The organism is Mesorhizobium sp. C120A, from assembly GCF_030323105.1.
GTDB lineage: Bacteria > Pseudomonadota > Alphaproteobacteria > Rhizobiales > Rhizobiaceae > Mesorhizobium.
This window is the reverse complement of record NZ_CP100476.1, coordinates 5,658,699-5,677,155: the sequence shown is the minus strand read 5'-3', so window position 1 is coordinate 5,677,155 and position 18,457 is coordinate 5,658,699. Positions and strand designations below refer to the sequence as shown.

General features: G+C 64.0%; 19 protein-coding genes. 9 read left to right on the top strand and 10 right to left on the bottom strand.

Annotated features, from left to right (window positions below):
- Positions 1-47 precede the first annotated feature (47 nt).
- Complete coding sequence (locus tag NL532_RS27805; RefSeq protein ID WP_031202549.1) at positions 48-740, top strand: SDR family oxidoreductase; 693 nt, start codon at positions 48-50, stop codon at positions 738-740.
- 117 nt (positions 741-857) lie between these two features.
- Here NL532_RS27805 and NL532_RS27800 read toward each other — a convergent pair whose 3' ends face one another.
- From NL532_RS27800 to NL532_RS27790, 3 genes are all read right to left on the bottom strand, one after another.
- A complete protein-coding gene (locus NL532_RS27800; protein WP_023708113.1) occupies positions 858-1,088 on the bottom strand; it encodes a helix-turn-helix domain-containing protein in 231 nt (76 codons plus the stop codon).
- Between the two features lie 22 nt (positions 1,089-1,110).
- On the bottom strand, positions 1,111-1,857 hold the full coding sequence (locus NL532_RS27795; protein WP_023667822.1) for an IclR family transcriptional regulator: 747 nt from the start codon (positions 1,855-1,857) through the stop codon (positions 1,111-1,113).
- A 266-nt stretch (positions 1,858-2,123) separates the two neighbouring features.
- Positions 2,124-2,993 carry a helix-turn-helix domain-containing protein gene (locus NL532_RS27790; protein WP_023667823.1) on the bottom strand — a complete coding sequence of 290 codons (870 nt, stop codon included), beginning with the start codon at positions 2,991-2,993 and terminating at the stop codon, positions 2,124-2,126.
- A gap of 92 nt (positions 2,994-3,085) precedes the next feature.
- Between NL532_RS27790 and NL532_RS27785 the strand changes: the two genes are divergently transcribed.
- Entirely contained in the window at positions 3,086-4,630 is a 1,545-nt protein-coding gene (locus NL532_RS27785) for a 4-hydroxyphenylacetate 3-hydroxylase N-terminal domain-containing protein (protein WP_023827965.1), read from the top strand.
- Between the two features lie 6 nt (positions 4,631-4,636).
- Positions 4,637-5,146 carry a flavin reductase gene (locus tag NL532_RS27780; RefSeq protein ID WP_023682716.1) on the top strand — a complete coding sequence of 170 codons (510 nt, stop codon included), beginning with the start codon at positions 4,637-4,639 and terminating at the stop codon, positions 5,144-5,146.
- Between the two features lie 10 nt (positions 5,147-5,156).
- On the opposite strand, the gene hpaR is transcribed toward NL532_RS27780, so the two are convergent.
- Positions 5,157-5,552: a homoprotocatechuate degradation operon regulator HpaR gene (gene hpaR / locus NL532_RS27775; protein ID WP_023704722.1), complete on the bottom strand. Its 396-nt coding sequence runs from the start codon at positions 5,550-5,552 to the stop codon at positions 5,157-5,159.
- A gap of 201 nt (positions 5,553-5,753) precedes the next feature.
- Between hpaR and NL532_RS27770 the strand changes: the two genes are divergently transcribed.
- Genes NL532_RS27770 through hpaH form a run of 5 tightly spaced genes read left to right on the top strand, consistent with a single transcriptional unit; the run spans position 5,754 to position 10,372 of the window.
- Positions 5,754-6,140, top strand: a complete 387-nt coding sequence (locus tag NL532_RS27770; RefSeq protein ID WP_023818594.1) for a 5-carboxymethyl-2-hydroxymuconate Delta-isomerase — start codon at positions 5,754-5,756, stop codon at positions 6,138-6,140.
- Between the two features lie 11 nt (positions 6,141-6,151).
- On the top strand, positions 6,152-7,669 hold the full coding sequence (gene hpaE / locus NL532_RS27765) for a 5-carboxymethyl-2-hydroxymuconate semialdehyde dehydrogenase (protein WP_023827966.1): 1,518 nt from the start codon (positions 6,152-6,154) through the stop codon (positions 7,667-7,669).
- 14 nt (positions 7,670-7,683) lie between these two features.
- Positions 7,684-8,664 carry a 3,4-dihydroxyphenylacetate 2,3-dioxygenase gene (hpaD, locus tag NL532_RS27760; protein ID WP_023827967.1) on the top strand — a complete coding sequence of 327 codons (981 nt, stop codon included), beginning with the start codon at positions 7,684-7,686 and terminating at the stop codon, positions 8,662-8,664.
- A 29-nt stretch (positions 8,665-8,693) separates the two neighbouring features.
- A complete protein-coding gene (locus NL532_RS27755) occupies positions 8,694-9,569 on the top strand; it encodes a fumarylacetoacetate hydrolase family protein (protein ID WP_023827968.1) in 876 nt (291 codons plus the stop codon).
- Positions 9,563-10,372, top strand: a complete 810-nt coding sequence (gene hpaH / locus NL532_RS27750) for a 2-oxo-hept-4-ene-1,7-dioate hydratase (protein ID WP_023818591.1) — start codon at positions 9,563-9,565, stop codon at positions 10,370-10,372. The genes NL532_RS27755 and hpaH overlap by 7 nt, the downstream gene beginning before the upstream one ends.
- A 17-nt stretch (positions 10,373-10,389) precedes the next feature.
- Here hpaH and NL532_RS27745 read toward each other — a convergent pair whose 3' ends face one another.
- The 6 genes from NL532_RS27745 to NL532_RS27720 are packed head-to-tail and all read right to left on the bottom strand — an operon-like array spanning position 10,390 to position 16,841.
- Complete coding sequence (locus tag NL532_RS27745) at positions 10,390-11,421, bottom strand: phosphotransferase enzyme family protein (RefSeq protein WP_023818590.1); 1,032 nt, start codon at positions 11,419-11,421, stop codon at positions 10,390-10,392.
- Positions 11,418-12,725 (bottom strand): aminotransferase class III-fold pyridoxal phosphate-dependent enzyme, encoded by a 1,308-nt coding sequence (locus tag NL532_RS27740; RefSeq protein WP_023818589.1) that lies wholly within the window; start codon positions 12,723-12,725, stop codon positions 11,418-11,420. Before NL532_RS27740 ends, NL532_RS27745 begins: the two co-directional genes overlap by 4 nt.
- Before the next feature lie 33 nt (positions 12,726-12,758).
- Positions 12,759-14,108: an aminotransferase class III-fold pyridoxal phosphate-dependent enzyme gene (locus NL532_RS27735; RefSeq protein ID WP_023818588.1), complete on the bottom strand. Its 1,350-nt coding sequence runs from the start codon at positions 14,106-14,108 to the stop codon at positions 12,759-12,761.
- A gap of 20 nt (positions 14,109-14,128) precedes the next feature.
- A complete protein-coding gene (locus NL532_RS27730) occupies positions 14,129-14,791 on the bottom strand; it encodes an HAD family hydrolase (protein WP_023827969.1) in 663 nt (220 codons plus the stop codon).
- A complete protein-coding gene (locus NL532_RS27725; RefSeq protein ID WP_023686943.1) occupies positions 14,788-16,071 on the bottom strand; it encodes a Tm-1-like ATP-binding domain-containing protein in 1,284 nt (427 codons plus the stop codon). Before NL532_RS27725 ends, NL532_RS27730 begins: the two co-directional genes overlap by 4 nt.
- The gene (locus tag NL532_RS27720) at positions 16,071-16,841 is read right to left on the bottom strand and encodes an IclR family transcriptional regulator (RefSeq protein WP_023827970.1); all 771 of its coding nucleotides are present in this window, start codon (positions 16,839-16,841) and stop codon (positions 16,071-16,073) included. Before NL532_RS27720 ends, NL532_RS27725 begins: the two co-directional genes overlap by 1 nt.
- A 165-nt stretch (positions 16,842-17,006) precedes the next feature.
- On the opposite strand from NL532_RS27720, the gene NL532_RS27715 reads away from it, so the two are divergent.
- The gene (locus tag NL532_RS27715; protein WP_023738355.1) at positions 17,007-18,455 is read left to right on the top strand and encodes an APC family permease; all 1,449 of its coding nucleotides are present in this window, start codon (positions 17,007-17,009) and stop codon (positions 18,453-18,455) included.
- Positions 18,456-18,457: the final 2 nt, after the last annotated feature.

Here is an 18,457-nt window from a genome sequence, read left to right as displayed (position 1 = left end):
TTCGCCGCCATCTATCTCCCCGTCACCGCAGCGAAAAAGGAACGATCATGACGGGACTTAAAGACAAGGTTGTACTCATCACCGGCGCCTCCAGCGGCATCGGCGAAGCGACGGTTCGGGAACTTGCCGGTGCCGGCGCCAGACTGTTCATCGGGGCCCGCCGCACCGAGCGGCTCAAGGCGCTGGCCGCAGAAATAGGCAAAGGCGTCGCGTGGCGCGAACTCGACGTGACTGACGCGGCGAATTTCCACGCCTTTGCCGATGCCGCTCATGCCGAATTCGGGCAGATCGATGTGCTGGTCAACAATGCCGGCGTCATGCCGCTGTCGCCGCTTGCCGCGCTGAAGCGCGATGAGTGGTCTCGCATGATCAATGTCAACATCGGCGGCGTGCTGAACGGGATCGCCGCGGTGCTGCCGCGCTTCGTCGCCCAGAAGAATGGGCATATCGTCAATGTCGCCTCGGTCGGTGCGCATATCGTGCTGCCCACCGCGGCGGTCTATTGCGGCACGAAATATGCCGTCTGGGCAATCACCGAGGGGCTGCGGCAGGAGCATGACGACATCCGCGCCACGATCATCTCCCCCGGAGTGACCGCAACCGAACTGGGCGACGATATCAGCGATCCTCAGGTCGCCACGGCTCTGAAAGAATGGCGGCAGAAGTCGCTCACACCGGATGCCAGTGCACGGGCGATCCGTTTTGCGCTTGATCAACCCGATGGCGTCGACGTCAACTAAGTGATCGTGCGGCCAACCGCTGCCAATATGTAGAACTTGCTGCAGGATGCCGGCTTTCGGCGAGCTAGGGCGCTCTCCGAGATCCGGCAAACGGCCCACCCCTTAATGCACCCGCCCTCAGCCTCTGGCGCAACTCCCGCGGGCCACATCGTACCGGCTCTCGAACGCGCGCGAAAAATGCGCACTCGAATTGAACCCGCAGGCAAAGGCGATTTCCGAGATCGTGGGCGACGCGCGGGCGGGCGACAACAATTCTTCCTTGCTGCGCTCCAGCCGCCTGTCCCAGACGAAGCGTTCCGGTCTCGCGGCAAGGCCGGTGCGCCGCTGGGAACTTAACCCGCTAATCATCTCCCCTGCGACGGTAGAGATGTCAGGCTTCGCCGGCCAGGCGCGCTGAAATCAGCCGCGCCGCCTGGATCACCGCTTCGCCCTGGCTGGCTGCCATGCTGTCATCGGCGCGTGACACAGGCGAGGCCACCGCGAGCGCACCGAGAGGACGCCCATCGGAGCCGAGGATTGCCGCGGCTATGCTGTGCACGCCTTCTTCATAGCCTTGGGAGCTCGAGGAATAGCCGCGCTTGGCGGCAAGCCGGATCGCCTTCATCAGCCTTTCGGGCTGCGTCACCGTGTGTGGCGTGAAGGTCGGCAACGGCTTGTCGACATAGGCCTCGGCCGCTTCCCGAGGCGAAGCGGCGAGAAAGGCGATGCCGGAGGCGGTGCCGTGCAAGGGCAGCACCTGGCCGACATCGACATTGACCCGGTTGGCCTTTGCCGAGAGCTCGACATGGACCGTCAGCAGTGCGCCGGCGCTGAATTCCGACAGATGCACCGTCTCGCCGGTTTCCAGCGCCAGCTCGCGAACCACAGGTGCTGCCACGCGCACGAAGGGAAAATGCGCGTCGCGAAAGCGGGCCAGCCGCGACAGGCCGGCGCCGAGCCGGTAGCGGCGGCTTGCCGGCTCTTGTTCGATCAGGCGGTGGTCGGCCAGCGCCATCAGCAGGCGCCGCGCCGTTGCCTTGTCGAGGCCGGTTTTGCGGGCGAGCTCGGACAGGCCGATCTCCGGTTCGCCGAGCGTGAACTGCTCCAACAGCGATATCGCTTTGCCGACTGTGCTCATCGTGCATCCTCAAGATACTTCGCATGGGACGGAAGCCAATCCACCTTGCAGTCCGCTCATAGCACGTAAATTGGTGGTTCAAATAACGAACCGTTTGGAAGCGACAAAAAACACCAGCAAGTTTCGCGGCGACATCAATCTCGATGCGCCGCGCCGTGCGGGGTGATGCTGCGCGGCAACACCTATCAACAGGTGGATCAACTCGGCGGCGCCGTGCCTGGCCGGCGTGTCGGCCCAAACGCCTGATCCTGGCCGGCGCGGAAGCTTCAACTCTGCCCCAGCTGCGCGCGGCGCCAGGCGGCGGGCGCCTGGCCAACCCGCTCCCGGAAGAAGCGTGAGAAATAGGCCGGATCTTCGAAGCCGATTTCGTAGGCGATGTCCTCGACGGTGCGCACGGTGAACAGCAGCAACCGCTTGGCCTCCAGCAACCGTCGCTCGCCCATGAGCCGCTTGACGCCGCTGCCAAGCACCGTATGGGCGGCCTTGTCGAGAAGATGCGGTGTCGTGGCCAGCGCCCCGACGTAGCGGTCGACGGGCCAGTTGTCGCGGAAATGCGCATCGACCAGACGGCGCAAGCCGCGCGCCAATGCAGCATCGGAAGAACCGGTGGCATCCATTACCTCGGGACCAAGGCGCGCGATGTGCGAGAGCGCGACGGCGATCAGCGCCGGCAGGGTCTTGTCACTGCCGGCCTGCGCCTCGGCATATTCGGCGGCGATCATCTCCAGCACCGCCGCCAGCCTTTTCCACGCGACGTGCTGAGGAAGGCTATCGGCAAAGACCGGCCGGTCCAATGGCAGCAGGCTGTGAGCGGCTATTGCCGCAAGCGCATCATCGGCGACCGAAACGACGATGGCGTCGGTGCCGGGCCCGATCGAGAAGCCATGCACGATGGTGCTCGGCACGAAGCTGACGGCCGGTGCCGAAAAGTCCCAGGATTGGTCTTCGATGCGGTAGGTGCCGGATCCGCTGGTCCAGTAGGTGATCTGGCCCATTTGCGGATGCTTGTGCGCGGCAACCTGGCCGAGATGAATGTTGCTGCGCGCAAGCACCGTCTCGACATGCAGGAAGCCGACATCAAGCGGCCGCACCGGCTCGCCATAGACAAAGAAATCAGGAATGGAATTGAGGCTCATGGCGCCGGAAAAAGTCCAATCGGTTTTGCCGTTACGTCCTAACCGATCCTTGCCAGGAGCGCTAGAGTTGATGCCATAAGTGGAGGAACATCATGCGATCGGAAGACTTTCGTGCCGACAATGGGCGCCCGTTCACCGGGGCCGAGTATCTGGAGAGCTTGCGCGACGGCCGCGAGGTCTACATCAACGGCGAGCGCATCGCCGATGTCACCACCCATCCGGCGATGCGCAATTCGGCGCGGTCGCTGGCGCGCCTCTATGATGCGCTGCACGATCCCAAGCGGCAGGGCACGCTGACCTCGCCTACCGATACCGGTTCGGGCGGCTACACCCACAAATATTTCCGCGTTGCCAAATCCTCCGGCGAACTCGCGGCCCAGCAGACCGCGATCGCCGAGTGGTCACGCATGTCCTATGGCTGGATGGGCCGCACGCCCGATTACAAGGCGGCACTGATGAACACGCTCGGCGCCAATGCCGACTGGTACGGCCCGTTCAAGGACAATGCGCTCGCCTGGCACAAGCGTGCGCAGGAAGCCGTGCTGTTCATGAACCACGCCATCGTCAACCCGCCGATCGACCGCCACAAGCCGGCCGAACAGGTGAAGGATGTCTTCGTCCACATCACCAAGGAGACCGACGCCGGCATCTATGTCTCCGGCGCCAAGGTGGTGGCGACGTCCTCGGCGCTGACCCACTACAATTTCCTGGCGCAGAGTTCGGCGACGGTCACCGAAGATCCGTCGCTGTCGGTCATGTTCATCGTGCCGATGAATGCGCCGGGGGTAAAGATGTTCTGCCGCGTCTCCTATGAGCAGACGGCCAACACGGCGGCGGCTCCGTTCGACTATCCGTTGTCGTCGCGCTTCGACGAGAACGATGCCATCCTGGTGCTCGACAATGTCTTCATCCCCTGGGAGGACGTGCTGGTGCTGCGCGACGCGCAGAAAATCCTGTCCTTCCATCCGGCTTCGGGCTTCATGCATGGCTATTGCTTCCAGGGCTGCACACGCTTTGCCGTCAAGCTCGACTTCCTCGCCGGCCTGCTGGCCAAGGCGCTGCGCGCCACCGGCGGAGATGCCTTCCGAGGCAACCAGGCGGCGCTGGGCGAGGTCATCGCGCTCAGGCACATGTTCTGGAGCTTTTCCAACGCCATGGCTTATAATCCGATCCCCTGGGCGAATGGCGCTGTCCTGCCCAACCTGGAAGCAGCCCTTGCCTACCGGACTTTCATGTCGGAAGCCTACCCGCGCGTCATCGACACGGTGCGCCGGGTGATCGCTTCTGGGTTGATCTACCTGCCGTCATCAGTGCGCGACTTCAACAATCCCGAGATCGACAAATACCTCGCGCAATATGTGCGCGGTTCCAACGACATGGGCCATGTCGAGCGCATCAAGATCATGAAACTGTTGTGGGACGCGACCGGCACCGAGTTCGGCGGCCGCCACGCGCTCTACGAACTCAACTATGCCGGTGCGCCGGAAGAGGTGCGGCTGCAGGTGCTGAAGGGCGCCGAACGCGGCGGCCGGCTGAAGGCCATGGAAGAACTGGTCGATACCTGCATGGCCGACTATGACGAGAATGGCTGGACGGGAGATACCTGGCTCAATCCGCTCGCTTCATCGGCTGGGTGATGTCAGATGGCCACGCAGATTTCGAAGGCCGATTTCCGCGACGCCATGGCAAGGGTCTGCGCGCCGGTCAACATCGTCACGACAGATGGCCCGGCCGGGCGCGGCGGCTTCACCGCCACCGCCATGTGCAGTGTGTCGGACGAACCTCCGACACTGCTGGTGTGCATGAACGGACGCTCGGCGCAGGCGGCCATGTTCCTCGCCAACCGGCGCTTCTGCGTCAACGTGCTGACGCATGACCATATGCACCTGGCCGGCAAGTTCGCCGGCGCGACCAGGGACATGGAGGCACGCTATTCGGCGGCGCGCTGGCAAACGCTGACCTCGGGGACGCCGGCGCTGTCCGATGCGATCGTCAATTTCGATTGCGAGATCGAGGATGTGCACATCGTCGGCACGCATAATGTCATGATCGGCCGCGTTATCGACGTCAGGCACGGCAGCGGCGGCTCGGCCTTGCTCTATGTCGACCGCAATTACACGCAGCCGACGCGGCTTGGCAGCTTTGGCGGCTGAGCCGCAGCAATCAGCTCTCGCCGGCGATCAGGCTCTCCAGCAGATCGAGCAATTGCTCGAGCCTCTCATGTCCGAAGCGCTGTTCGATGTCGCGGTAGATGACGAGGCGTTCCGGCGACAAGGCATCGATCAGGGCGGAACCCGCCGGGGCGATCGTCAGCACGACACGGCGGCCATCGCCTTCCGCCTTGTTGCGGGTGATGAATTTTCGGCCCTCGAGCGTCTTGATGATGCGTGTCAGGCTGGGCGGCAGCACCGAAGCGCGATCGGCAAGTTCCGTCGCCTCGACAGGGCCGGCCTCGCTCAGAACGCGCAGCACGCGCCATTGCTGTTCGGTCACGTCATGCGCCGCCAGCATTGGACGAAACCGCGCCATCACCACTTCGCGGGCATGGAGCAGCGCCATCGGCAGAGAACGACGGGTGTTTTCAGGCAGCAAGAAGCAGCGTCCCCAATGATGCGGGCGGTCGGCGGGACCGCACGCCAAAACCTGACCTTTCCATCCCGTATCGTCGCCTCAACTTGGATGCAAGGCTTGACTTCAGTGATGCTGCATGTAATTAACGCGTTAACTACAGCAGTGGAACAATCCGGGGAACGAGACGCGGTGCCTCACTTTTCCATCGAGTATTCGGCCAACCTCGATGCCAAGGTCGACATGAGCGAATTGTGCGCGCTGGTGTTGCGCACCGTGCTCGGCACCGGGCTGTTTGAAACCGGCGCGGTGCGGGTGCGGGCCTTCCGCGCGGAGGCCTATGCGATCGCCGACAGCTTACCGGAAAACGCCTTTCTCGACATGTCGTTTCGCATTGGAACCGGCCGCAGTGCCGAGGACAAGAAACGAACCGGGGAGGCGGTCTTCTCCGCCGTGAGCGAATACCTCGCCCCCCTGTTCGAGACCCCGCATTTCGCTCTTTCCCTGGAGATCAGGGAAATCGATCCGGTCCTGAGCTGGAAGAAAAATGCAATCCACCCGCGACTGCGCGGCAAGTGACGGAAGCTGATATGTCCGACCTCGAAGGCAATCTGAAAAAGGCCGAGGCCTATCTGGCCCGTTTCAAGCGCGACGGCGTGCTGAACCAGATCGGCGGCGAAGCGGAGCCGGCGGTGGATGGCTCGACCTTCGAGGCCATGTCGCCGGTCGATCTCAAGCCGCTGGCCAAGGTCGCGCGTGGCAGTGCCGCCGATATCGACCGCGCCGCCAAGGCGGCAAAGGCGGCGTTCCCGGCCTGGGCCGCCATGCCGGGCGACGGGCGCAAGAAGCTGCTGCACAAGATAGCCGATGCGATCGAAGCGCGCGCCGAGGAGATCGCCTTCGTCGAGTGCATGGACACCGGCCAGGCGCTGAAATTCATGGCCAAGGCCGCGCTGCGCGGCGCCGAGAATTTCCGCTTCTTCGCCGACCGCGCGCCGGAAGCGCGCGACGGCGAGACGCTGCGCACGGCAGGCCAGGTCAACATCACCACGCGCGTGCCGATCGGCCCGGTCGGCATCATCACGCCGTGGAACACGCCGTTCATGCTGTCGACATGGAAGATCGCGCCGGCGCTGGCGGCAGGCTGCACCGTCGTCCACAAGCCGGCCGAATTTTCGCCGCTGACCGCTCGCCTGCTGGTCGAGATCGCCGAGGAGGCCGGCCTGCCGAAAGGCGTGTGGAACCTGGTCAACGGCCTCGGCGAGCACGCCGGCAAGGCGCTGACCGAGCACCCTGACATCAAGGCGATCGGTTTTGTCGGTGAGAGCCGCACCGGCTCGATGATCATGAAACAGGGCGCCGATACGCTGAAGCGCGTGCATTTCGAACTGGGCGGGAAGAACCCGGTGATCGTCTTCGCCGACGCCGATCTCGAACGTGCGGCGGATGCGGCCGTGTTCATGATCTACTCGCTCAACGGCGAACGCTGCACCTCATCGTCGCGGCTTCTGGTCGAAGCCTCGGTCTACGACACATTCACGGATCTGGTTGCGGAGAAGGCAAAGCGCATCAAGGTTGGCCATCCGCTCGATCCCAAAACGGTGGTTGGTCCGCTGATCCATCCGGTGCACGAGGAAAAGGTGCTTTCCTATATCGAGATCGGCAAATCGGAAGGCGCGGTGGTAGCCGCCGGCGGCGGCAAGTTCGCCGGTCCGGGCGGTGGCTGCTATGTCAGCCCGACGCTGTTTACCGGGGCCACCAACAGGATGCGCATTGCCCAGGAAGAGATTTTCGGGCCGGTGCTGACTGCCATTTCCTTCAAGGACGAGGCCGAAGCGCTGGCGCTGGCCAACGACACCCAATACGGCCTGACCGGCTATCTCTGGACGTCGGATGTTACCCGCGCCTTCCGCTTCACCGATGCGCTGGACGCCGGCATGATCTGGGTCAATTCGGAGAATGTGCGGCATTTGCCGACGCCGTTCGGCGGCGTCAAGAATTCCGGCATCGGCCGCGACGGCGGCGACCATTCCTTCGATTTCTACATGGAGACGAAGAACATCGCCTTCGCCACTTCAGCGCACGCGATCCAGAAACTCGGCGGCTGACCGGAGGACATCGCATGCCACTGCCCAAACCAAACCTCTACCCCGCCTTCAACATCGTGCGCCTCAGCCATGTCGAACTGGCGGTCACCGACCTTGCGAAATCCCGCGCCTTCTATGTCGACACGCTCGGCCTGCAGGTTACCGACGAGACATCGGACGCCATCTATCTAAGGGCCCTGGAAGAGCGCGGACACCACTGCATCGTGCTGAAGAGGGCCGGCAGCGCCGAAGCACGCGATCTCGGCTTCAAGGTTTTCTCGGATGAGGATCTCGACAAGGCCGAGCACTTCTTCAAGGCAAAAGGCCTGCCGGTCGAGTGGGTCGAGCGACCGTACCAGTCGCGCACCTTCCGCACCCGCGACCCGCACGGCATTCCGCTCGAGTTCTTTGCCCAAATGGAAAGGCTGCCGCCGATTCATCAGAAATATGCGCTCTACAAGGGCGTGAAGCCGCTGCGCATCGACCACTTCAACTGCTTCTCGCCCAATGTCGACGAGTCCGTCGCCTTCTACAACGAGCTTGGCTTCCGCGTCACCGAATACACCGAGGATGCCAGTAGCGGAAAGCTGTGGGCGGCCTGGACGCACCGCAAGGGCGGCGTCCACGACATCGCCTTCACCAACGGTGTGGGTCCGCGCCTGCATCACGTCGCCTTCTGGGTGCCGACACCGCTCAACATCATCGACCTGCTCGATCTGATGGCGACGACGGGTTACCTCGCAAATATCGAGCGCGGCCCCGGCCGGCATGGCATTTCCAACGCCTTCTTCCTCTATGTCAGAGACCCGGACAATCACCGCATCGAGATCTACTGCTCGGACTACCAGACGGTCGATCCGGATCTGGAGCCGATCAAGTGGGACCTCAAGGACCCGCAGCGCCAGACGCTGTGGGGCGCGCCGGCGCCGAAAAGCTGGTTCGAGGAGGGCAGCACCTTTGCCGGCGCGGCCGCACGCAAACCGGATTTGACGGCGTCGCCGATCATCGCACCGTGACCACAGACGCGAACCTGACGGAGACCGGGATGACTGCACCTGGGCGGCTCGCCACCTTCACCGTCGGCGGCAAGACGCGCTATGGCGTGGTCACAGATAAGGGCGTCGTCGACCTGTCGGCGCGGCACAGCCAGTGGCCGACGCTGCGCGAAGTGATCGAGGCCGGCGTGCTACGGCGGCTGGCGGAAGAGGCCGAAGCCCACGCCGTCGATTTTCCAGTCGGCGCCATCGCTTATGAAATCCCTGTGCCGTCGCCGGAAAAGATCATCTGCGTCGGCGTCAACTACCCGGACCGCAACGAAGAGTACAAGGACGGCCAGGCCGCGCCTTCCAACCCGTCGCTGTTCATCCGCTTCCCCCGCTCCTTCGTCGGCCACAACGCGCCGCTGGTGCGGCCGCCGGAATCGCCGCAGCTGGACTATGAGGGCGAGATCGTCATCGTCATCGGCAAGGGTGGACGACGCATCGCCGAGAGGGATGCGCTTGACCATATCGCGGCACTATCCCTGTGCAACGAAGGCACCATTCGCGATTGGGTACGGCACGCCAAGTTCAACGTCACGCAGGGCAAGAATTTCGACCGCACCGGCTCGCTCGGTCCGTGGCTGGTGCCGTTCACCGACGAGGCGCAGATTGCCGACATCGCGCTGACCACCCACGTCAATGGCGAATTGCGCCAGCAGGACCGCACCAGCCGGATGATCTTCTCGTTCCGCAAGATCATCGCCTATGTCTCCACCTTCACCACGCTGGTGCCAGGCGATATCATCGTCACCGGTACGCCGACCGGCGCCGGCGCCCGCTTCGACCCGCCGATCTGGCTGAAGCCGGGCGACGTGATCGAAGTCGAAGCCGACGGCATCGGCGTGCTCCGCAACGGCGTCGTCGACGAGGCAGCATCGTGACCCCCGAGCAAGTTGAAGATGCCGCGGCAAGGCTGTTCGAAGCCGAGCGTTCGCGCCGCCAGATCCGTCTGTTCAGCCTCGACTTTCCCGACGCGACGATGGAGGATGCCTATCGCGTCCAGGCAGCGCTGGTGAAACGCAAGACCGATGCCGGGCTGACCCCGAAGGGCTGGAAGATCGGCCTGACATCGAAGGCGATGCAATATGCGCTCGCCATCGACACGCCGGATTCGGGCGTGCTGTTCGACGACATGTTCTTCAACGACGGCGCGACGATACCCGTCGGCCGCTTCATCCAGCCGCGCGTCGAGGCCGAGATAGCCTTCGTCATGAAGGCGCCGCTGAGGGGCCCAGGCGTGACCATCTTCGACGTGCTCAACGCCACCGATTATATCACGCCGGCGCTCGAAATCCTCGACACGCGCATCGAACGCGTCAATGCCGAGACAAAGAAGGCGCGCACTTTCTTCGATACGATTTCCGACAACGCCGCCAATGCCGGCATTGTCATCGGCGGCCGGCCGCAACGACCCGATGAAGCCGATATGCGCTGGATCGGCGCCATCGTCTCGCGCAATGCGGAGGTCGAGGAGACCGGGCTTGGCGCCGGCGTGCTCAACCATCCCGCGATGGGCATTGCCTGGCTGGCGGACAGGCTCGCCCGCTACGGCATGTCCATCGCGGCCGGCGAGGTGGTGCTGTCCGGATCGTTCGTGCGCCCGGTCGAGGCGCGGCCCGGCGATACGATCGTCGCCGACTTCGGCAGCTCGGGAACGGTCAGCATCCATTTCGCCAAGAGCTGACGGCTCTCATCGGCTCGTCAGTTGGGCTGTTCGCCGCGCAAGTAGTCAATCACCACATCGGCTGCGATGGTCGACATGCGCAAGCCGACATCCCTGGTGATGTCGCCTTCGACGCGGCTTTGCACCCAGCCAAGAAACGCGAAGGCACGCAAGGCGGCGAATAGAGGCAATGCGGCGATGTCCTGCGGGGTCAGCGCACGCTCTTGCTGGTAGCCGTCAAGCAAAGCGGTTTCGATCAGCGGGTAGATCGCCTCCTCGCGGTTCTGGTAGAGGGCGACGGCAAGGTCGTACATGTGCCAGCCATGGCCGCAATCGTCGAAGTCGATGATGCGTACGGCACGGTCATGGATGAGCACGTTCTCGCGCACCAGATCGGCGTGGATGATGCCGAAATTGCGCGCGCTGCGCTCATGTTCCGACAGCGCCTTCACTGCGTTGTCGCGCGCCTGCAAGACCAGCGCGCGGCGAGGACCATCGAGAAAGGGCGAGGTCTCGAACCGGCCCCAGACCGGGTTCGCCCCGAAGAAGCCGTCGAAGTCCCAGGCATGGCGCGCGAAGCCCGCGGGCGGCGTCCAGGAGGCAGTGACATTGTGCATATGGGCAATGGTCCGCCCGATCGCCGTGAAGATCTGGACCGACTGGTCGGGCGTGTAGACCAGTGGCACGCCGCGTGCGCCCACGGCGCAGCCCTCCAGCCAGCTCAGGCAATCGGCCTGCCGGGGCTGCTCCGAGGCGGCCGTGCTGACAAGCACGAACGGATCGCCGGCCTGTGTTGCGACGCAAGACGGCGTGGCGACGCCGGCGGATTGCAGGAAGCCCATCCATTGCAGTTCCGAACGCAGCGCGGCGTCCGTGTGGTAGCCGAGCCGGTGGATGCGCATGGCTGCCGGCTGGCCATCCGGCAGCCGCACGCGGAAGACGGCGTTCTCGCGGTGCTTCAGAAGTTCCGGCTCAAAATTGCGGACGCCCCAATGTTCGAGCGCACGCCTGGCAAGCTCCGTGACATCGGCGGCCGTTTCGGGCTCGGATTGGGTGGAAACAGAATTCACGCCGGCACTCCGCCGACTTCGCCCAGCACCTCATCCAGCAGGCCGATCAGGAAATCGGCATTGTCGCGCGAGAACGGCATGGGCGGGCGGATCTTGAGCACATTGCCGTGGATGCCGGTCTTGCCCATCAGCACGCCGCGATGGCGCATGCGATTGGCGACCTGCTCGGCAATGTCGGGCGCCGGTTCGCGCGTGTCGCGGTCGTGGACCAGCTCGGCGCCGAAGAACAGTCCGGCCCCCCTGACCTCGCCTATGCACTCATGCCGATCGGCCAGCGGGCGCAGCAGGCCAAGCGCATAGGCGCCGACGTCTTGCGCGTTGGCGACAAGGTTTTCCTGTTCGATGACGTCGAGGAGGGCATTGGCGACTGCGCAGGAGACCGGGTTGCCGCCAAAGGTGTTGAAGTAGCGGAAAGCGTCGCGGAAGGTCGCCAGTATCTCCTTGGTGGTGACCACGGCCGCGATCGGATGGCCATTGCCCATCGGCTTGCCCATGGTGACGATGTCGGGGACGAAGCCGGCGCGCTGATGGCCCCAGAAATGGCTGCCGGTGCGGCCGAAGCCGGGCTGCACTTCGTCGGCGATGACCAGACCACCGGCTTCGCGCACGGCCCCCAAGGCGTCGTCGAAAAATCCGGTGGGCAGAGCCGGGAAACCTTCATTGGCGAGCAGCGGACACAAGATGATGCCAGACAGGCCAATGCCATCCTGTGCCAGCGAGGCGATCGCTTGACGCACGGCGTCGCCAAAGGCCTTGCCATTGGCCATCGCATCGGGATGGCGATAGCTGTCGGGGGCCGGCACCAGCCTGACATGGGGGGCGCGGCCGCGGATCGGAGGCATGCGCGTGCTCAGCTGCGAAACCGCCGTCGTGTTGCCATGATAGGTGGCGTCGGTGGCGATGATGCCCATATTGCCGGAGGCGGCCTGCGCCATGCGCAGCGCGATGTCGTTGGCCTCGCTGCCGGTGCAGGTCAGGATTGCGGTGGCGAGGCTTGCATTGAAGGTCGCCGTCAGCCGCTCGACATAGTCGAGAATTGCGGTGTGCAGATAGCGTGTGTGGGTGTTGAGCAGGCTTGCCTGACGGCACAAGGCCTCGACCACATGCGGGTGGCAATGGCCGACATGGGCGACGTTGTTGTAGGCATCGAGATACTTGCGGCCGTCGGCATCGTAGAGCCAGACGCCTTCGCCGCGCACCAGGTGCACGGGCTCGTCGTAGAACAATTGCGATTTCGCGCCGAGCAGGCGGGCACGCCGCTTGACGAGCGCTTCCTCGCTCGGGTTCTTCTCAGATTGGGTCATTGCGTACCAAACTCCATTGCGTCAGCGGGTCTATCAGGCCCTCGACAGACCTGCATCGATGGCCTCGCCGATCTTTGCCACGTCGGCGGCGCCGATGATCAGCGGCGGCGACAGGATGATGTTGTTGCCGGACACGCGCAGCATGACGCCGGCGTCATAAGTGGCTTCCGAAACCACGGCCATGGTCTTCTTGTCCACCGGCTTTTTCGTCGTGCGATCGGAGACCAGCTCTAGCGCAGCCATCAGGCCCTTGTACCTGATGTCGCCGACGATCGCGTGCTTGGCTTTTAGCCCCTCCAGCGTCGCCGCGAGCTCGATGCCGCGCGCGGCTGCGTTCTCGTCCAGGCGAAGCCGCTTGGTCTCGGCAAGTGCAGCCAGCCCTGCCGCGCAGCCGACAGGATGGCCGGAATAGGTATAGCCATGACCGATCGCCCCGAAGCTGGTCTTGTCGGCCTCGAAGACGTCGGCCACCTTGGCGCCGATCAAGGTGGCGCCGAGCGGGAAATAGCCCGAGGTGATCGCCTTGGCGATGGTCATAAAATCCGGCTTCACGCCGGATAGCCGCGAACCCGACCAGGCGCCGGTGCGACCGAAGCCCGTGACCACCTCGTCGGCGATCAGCAGGATTTCGTGGCGGTCGCATATCTCGCGGACCAGCGGCATGAAGCTGTCATGCGGAACGATGACGCCGCCGGCGCCGAGAACCGGCTCCATGATGAAGGCGGCAATGGTGTCGCCGCCCTGGAAGGCGATCTCGTCCTCCAGCGCTTTGGCGCACAGTTTGCCCAGCCGCGCCGGATCGGTCTCATCGAACGGATTGCGGAAGGTCCAGGGTGCGGGAATGTGGAAGACGCCGGGCATAAGCGGCTCATAGTTGCGGCGGAAATTGGCGTTGCCGTTGACTGACGCGCCACCGAAATGGGTACCGTGATAGCCCTTCTTCAGCGCGAGGAATTTTGTCCGGTCGCCCTGGCCGCGGATCTTCCAGTATTGGCGGGCGAGCCGCAGTGCGGTTTCGACCGAATCCGAGCCGCCCGAGGTGAAGAAGGTCCGCACCATGCCTTCCGGTTCGAACCATTCGCTGAGTTCGTAAGCGAGCTCGATCGACGGGCCGGTCGACGTGCCGCGAAACCCGGAATAGTAGGGCAGGGCGCTGAGCTGGTCGGCGATGGCCTTCTTGATCGGGTCGCAGGAGTAGCCGAGATTGACGTTCCACAGGCCGCCAACCGCATCGAGCACGGTGTTGCCGTTGATGTCGGTGACCATCACGCCTTCGCCTTTCATGATCACCTTTGGCGGGTTGGCCCGCATCTCGGCCGGGTGTGCCATCGGATGCCAGATCGGCTTGGCGTTTTTCTCGGTGAGGAAATTGATGTCGCGCATCGCAAGGCTCCGCAAATGTCTCAGGGGATGAGGTCGAAATGGCCGAGGGCCTCGGCATAGGAAAGTGCCGGCCGCGCGACGTCGAAATGAACGGTGCGCATGCCGGCGGCACGGCCGCCATCGACATTGCGCTGCTGGTCGTCAACGAACACACAGGTGCCGGCAGGCAGGCCGAGCGCCTCGGTCACCAAGGCATAGGCGCGCGGATCGGGCTTGAGGATGCGGGTATAGGTGGCGTCGACGATGGTGTCGAACAGCTCGAGCAGCGGCAGCCGCTGACGGAAGCCGGCGCCATAGAACAGATCTAGCTCGTTGGACAGGATCGCCAGGCGAAATCCCGCCGCATGCACGGTCCGGATTGCGCGGACGGCTTCGGGCCGCACGATCTTTTCCGGCTCGGCTCCGCGTGCGCGCTGGACGAATGTCTCCATCGCCTGCCAGTTCTCGCCGACGAGCCGGCCGACTTCGCTGGTGCGGGTGCGCCAATAATCGCGCTCGCTGATGTCGTTGGCCTGCATGGAGCGCCACAGCGGATCTGAATCCGGGTCGAACGGCCCGTGCCATTGCAGCGTTCCCGGCGCGAGGCCGAGCGCCTGTTCGGTCAAGGCATGGGTCTCGAAAAGGGTCCGGGTGACGACGCCGCCGAAATCGAGGACGAGCGCCTGGGCAGGAACAGCGCTCACGCAGCCACTCCCTTGGCCGGCATGCCGCGCGGGATGATGCCTTCCTCGACCCAGCGGTCGAAGATTTCGAGCGCCTTGCCGACGAACTCGTCGCTGTTGATGTGGGCGTCGATCTCGTGGAACTCGACGCCGGCGGGAATGGCCTTGCGCATCTCATCGGTGAACGCCGCGAGGGCTTCGGGTTCGTACAGCGGCTCGCCCTGCGCATCCCATTCCTGGATGCCGCCGGAGGGCAGGATGAAAGCGGAGCGCCCCTTCGACGCACCGAGCTTGGCGGCGATGGTCCTGGCGACTTCACGGCGGTCGGCGGCATCGACGGTGATCGAGCCGATCAACCTGTTATGAGCATGGAATGGCCGCTGCGCGAACTTTGTCGGCAGCGCCTGCCAGGTCGGCAAATCGACCATGTCTACGGCGCCAGGGGCTGCGATCTGCGGAATGCCGCGGGCGCCGGCATTCTCGAGCCGGTCGGCGCCGGAGCTGACGACCGAACCGGCAAGATGATTGGTGATCTCCTGCAGGCTGAAGTCGAACACCGCGCAGAAATGGTCCTGGCTGGCGATCGATTCGAAGGCCCGGCCCCCCATCCCGGTGGTGTGAAAGACTGCGACGTCATAGCCGCGCTGCTCCAACGCCGGCTTCAGCGTCTTCATATAGCGCAGGCAACTGCTGCCCAGCGAAGTCATGCCGATGGTCGGTCCGACCGCCGGGGCCGAAGCACGGGATGCAAGCACGATCCTCGCCGCACCGACCACCGCGCCGCAGGCCTGGGAAAGGACCAGCTTGCAGATGGTGTTGAGGCCGTAGAGCCCGCCTGCCCACAGGATCATCATCAGGTCGGGCGCGACGCGCTCGGGCGGAATGAGATGCGAGTAGGCGATGGTCGAGACGACGAATTTCGGCACGCCGAGCGGCAGGCACAGCGCGACATCGAGCGCCAAATCGGTTCCCATCGAACCACCGATGGCGATGAAGGCGTCGATCTCGCCGCGCTGGTGAAGCTGGCGCACCAGCTGAACGGCGCCGACGGCCATCAATGTCATGGCGGTGTTTTCGTCGCCGCTCGAGACGATTTCGGCCATCGTCACGCCAGCGGCCCGCGCAACGGCATGCTTGTCGTGATCGGGACTATAGGCGGGGGCGCCCAGCACGCTGACATCCATCATCACGGCGCGGCCACCGGATGCCTCGATACACGCTTTCATGAACAGCAGTTCGTCGGTCTTGGTGTCGCCCGTGCCGATGACCAGGATGCGGGGCGTCGCCATATCTGCAGACATCAGGCCTGCCTCCTCAGGGTTTGCAGGTTTTCGCCATTGAGGCGCATCGAAATCTCCCGTGCCGCGGTCACAACCGCAAGCCCTCGTTCCACGATCGTAGCCGGTGTCGTCCTGGCCTTCGGGGCTGCCACCGCAATTGTCCCCAGCGCAAGACCATCGGCGGCGCGGATTGCAGCCGCGACGCCGATCACGCCGTCCTCATGGCCCTGGTCGCAGATCGAATAGCCGCGGTCGCGCGCCTCGCCGATCGACTTTGAAATGGCGGCCGGCTCGACGAGGGTATGATCGGTGAAGGCCTCAAGCGAACCTGTCAGGCATGCTTTCACGGTCGCGTTGTCGGCGAAGGCGAGATAGGCGATGCCGGAGGCGGTGGAATGCAGCGGCAGAAGCTGGCCGACATCGATGTTCACCCGGTTTGCCCAGCTTGAATGCTCGACATAAACGGTGATCAGCCTGTCGACGCCGAATTCCGACAGATGCACCGTCTCGGTTGTCGAACCCGCCAAATCCTGCGCCACGGGAATTGCCGTTTGCAGGAACGGGAAGCAGGCTTCGCGGATACGCGCCAGCCGCGACAGGCCGGCGCCGAGGCGATAGTGCCGCGTGCCGGCATCCTGCTCGACGAAACCATGGCCGCCAAGCGCCACCAGCAGCCGCCGCGTCGTCGCCTTGTCCAAGGCGCACCGCCGCGCGAGATCGGAAAGTCCGAGCTCGGGCTCGTCCGCCGTGAACAGCTCCAGAAGTGAAATCGCCTTGCCGACCGTACCCATCCAGCCTCCCGCTCGGATAGAAACTTAATGTGTGAATTAACTTGACAGGCATCGGCATTCTTTGCAAGTCTATATTCAAAATAAGGGTTCAAATAATGAACCGACGCATTCAGGGAACAGGCCGAGCGGCCGCGAACCCAGGGGTTCGTAAAACTGGAGGGACAAATGTCAGCAGTTTCGGAACAGGCGCCCGCCAACAGGCTGCGCAAGAACAGTCTTGGCGTCGGCGCTATCACCTTCATGGTGATTTCGGCGGCGGCGCCGCTCACCGCGGTCGCCGGCGGCACGCCGCTCGGCATGCTTATGGGCAATGGGGCGGGCTTTGCCGGAACCTATCTTATCGTGACCGTGTTGCTGCTGCTGTTTGCGGTCGGCTACGTCGCCATGTCGCGCCATGTCGGCAATGCCGGCGCCTTCTATGCCTATGCCGCGCGCGGGCTCGGCGGTTTTGCCGGCGGCGCAACCGCAATCATCGCGATCCTGTCCTACAACGCCATGCAGATCGGGGTCATGGGCCTGCTGGGGGCCGCGACCGCCGGCCTGTTCGCCGGCTGGGGCATCGACCTGCCCTGGTGGGTGTGGAGCTTCATCGCCGTCGCCATCGTCGCGGTGTTGGGCTACCGCCAGGTCGACCTGTCGGCCAAGATCCTGACGGTGCTGGTGCTGTGCGAATACATCGTTGTGCTGGTGCTAGACCTCGCCATCCTCAATACCGGTGGCGACAGTGGTCTCTCGGCGGCGCCGTTCAGCTGGAGCCAGATCGTCAGCGGCTCGCCCGCCATCGCCATCCTGTTCTGTTTCGCCGCCTTCATTGGTTTCGAGGCGACGACGATCTACGCCGAGGAAGCCCGCGACCCCAAGGTGACCATTCCGCGCGCCACCTATTTCTCAGTGTTGCTGATCGGCGTCTTCTACATGGTCACGGCCTGGCTGATGGCGGTCGGCGCCGGCGTCGACAAATTGTTGCCCGCACTGCAGGCGCTTCAGGATCCGACGACTTTCCTGTTCGGCCTGTCCGACCGCTACGCCGGAACCATGCTGTCGCACGCCATGGGCATCCTGTTCGTGTCGAGCCTGTTTGCCGGCGTGCTGGCGTTCCACAACGCGGTTGCCCGCTACATCTACGTCTCGGGCCGCGAGAAGCTGTTGCCTGAAGCGATCGGCGTGACGCATTCAGTGCACCAGAGCCCGCATGTCGCTTCCGTCATCCAGAGCGTGTTGGCCGCGATCGTCATCGGACTGTTCGCGGTACTCGGCCTCGATCCGGTGCTGGCGCTGTTTTCCTGGCTGACCAATGTCGCGACGCTGGGAGTCATCGTCATGATGGCGGTGGCCTCGCTCGCCGTGGTGATGTACTTCCGCGCCAACCCGTCGACGCAGGAGAATGCGCTGAAGACCACCATCCTGCCTGGGCTGGCCTTCATCGCTTTCGTCGTCATCATCTACCTGATCGTCATTAATTTCGGCAGCCTGTCCGGGGCCGGTGGCTTCCTTGGCGTGTTCCTGCCGGGGCTGGTGCTGATTGCCGCGGTGATCGGCCTGCTGCTTGCCGGTGCGTTGAAGAGCCGGGATCCGGTTGCCTTCGAAAATCTCGGCGTGCCGCTGAAGGACTAGGA

Coding starts and splice junctions, on each gene's coding strand:
- hpaE (WP_023827966.1), top strand. CDS start 6,152: ATGTCCGACCTCGAAGGCAATCTGAAAAAGGCCGAGGCCTATCTGGCC.
- hpaR (WP_023704722.1), bottom strand. CDS start 5,552: ATGGCGCTGCTCCATGCCCGCGAAGTGGTGATGGCGCGGTTTCGTCCA.
- NL532_RS27805 (WP_031202549.1), top strand. CDS start 48: ATGACGGGACTTAAAGACAAGGTTGTACTCATCACCGGCGCCTCCAGC.
- NL532_RS27755 (WP_023827968.1), top strand. CDS start 8,694: ATGACTGCACCTGGGCGGCTCGCCACCTTCACCGTCGGCGGCAAGACG.
- NL532_RS27790 (WP_023667823.1), bottom strand. CDS start 2,993: ATGAGCCTCAATTCCATTCCTGATTTCTTTGTCTATGGCGAGCCGGTG.
- NL532_RS27780 (WP_023682716.1), top strand. CDS start 4,637: ATGGCCACGCAGATTTCGAAGGCCGATTTCCGCGACGCCATGGCAAGG.
- NL532_RS27795 (WP_023667822.1), bottom strand. CDS start 1,857: ATGAGCACAGTCGGCAAAGCGATATCGCTGTTGGAGCAGTTCACGCTC.
- NL532_RS27735 (WP_023818588.1), bottom strand. CDS start 14,108: ATGCGCGACATCAATTTCCTCACCGAGAAAAACGCCAAGCCGATCTGG.
- NL532_RS27800 (WP_023708113.1), bottom strand. CDS start 1,088: ATGATTAGCGGGTTAAGTTCCCAGCGGCGCACCGGCCTTGCCGCGAGA.
- NL532_RS27785 (WP_023827965.1), top strand. CDS start 3,086: ATGCGATCGGAAGACTTTCGTGCCGACAATGGGCGCCCGTTCACCGGG.
- NL532_RS27720 (WP_023827970.1), bottom strand. CDS start 16,841: ATGGGTACGGTCGGCAAGGCGATTTCACTTCTGGAGCTGTTCACGGCG.
- NL532_RS27725 (WP_023686943.1), bottom strand. CDS start 16,071: ATGTCTGCAGATATGGCGACGCCCCGCATCCTGGTCATCGGCACGGGC.
- hpaD (WP_023827967.1), top strand. CDS start 7,684: ATGCCACTGCCCAAACCAAACCTCTACCCCGCCTTCAACATCGTGCGC.
- NL532_RS27740 (WP_023818589.1), bottom strand. CDS start 12,725: ATGACCCAATCTGAGAAGAACCCGAGCGAGGAAGCGCTCGTCAAGCGG.
- NL532_RS27715 (WP_023738355.1), top strand. CDS start 17,007: ATGTCAGCAGTTTCGGAACAGGCGCCCGCCAACAGGCTGCGCAAGAAC.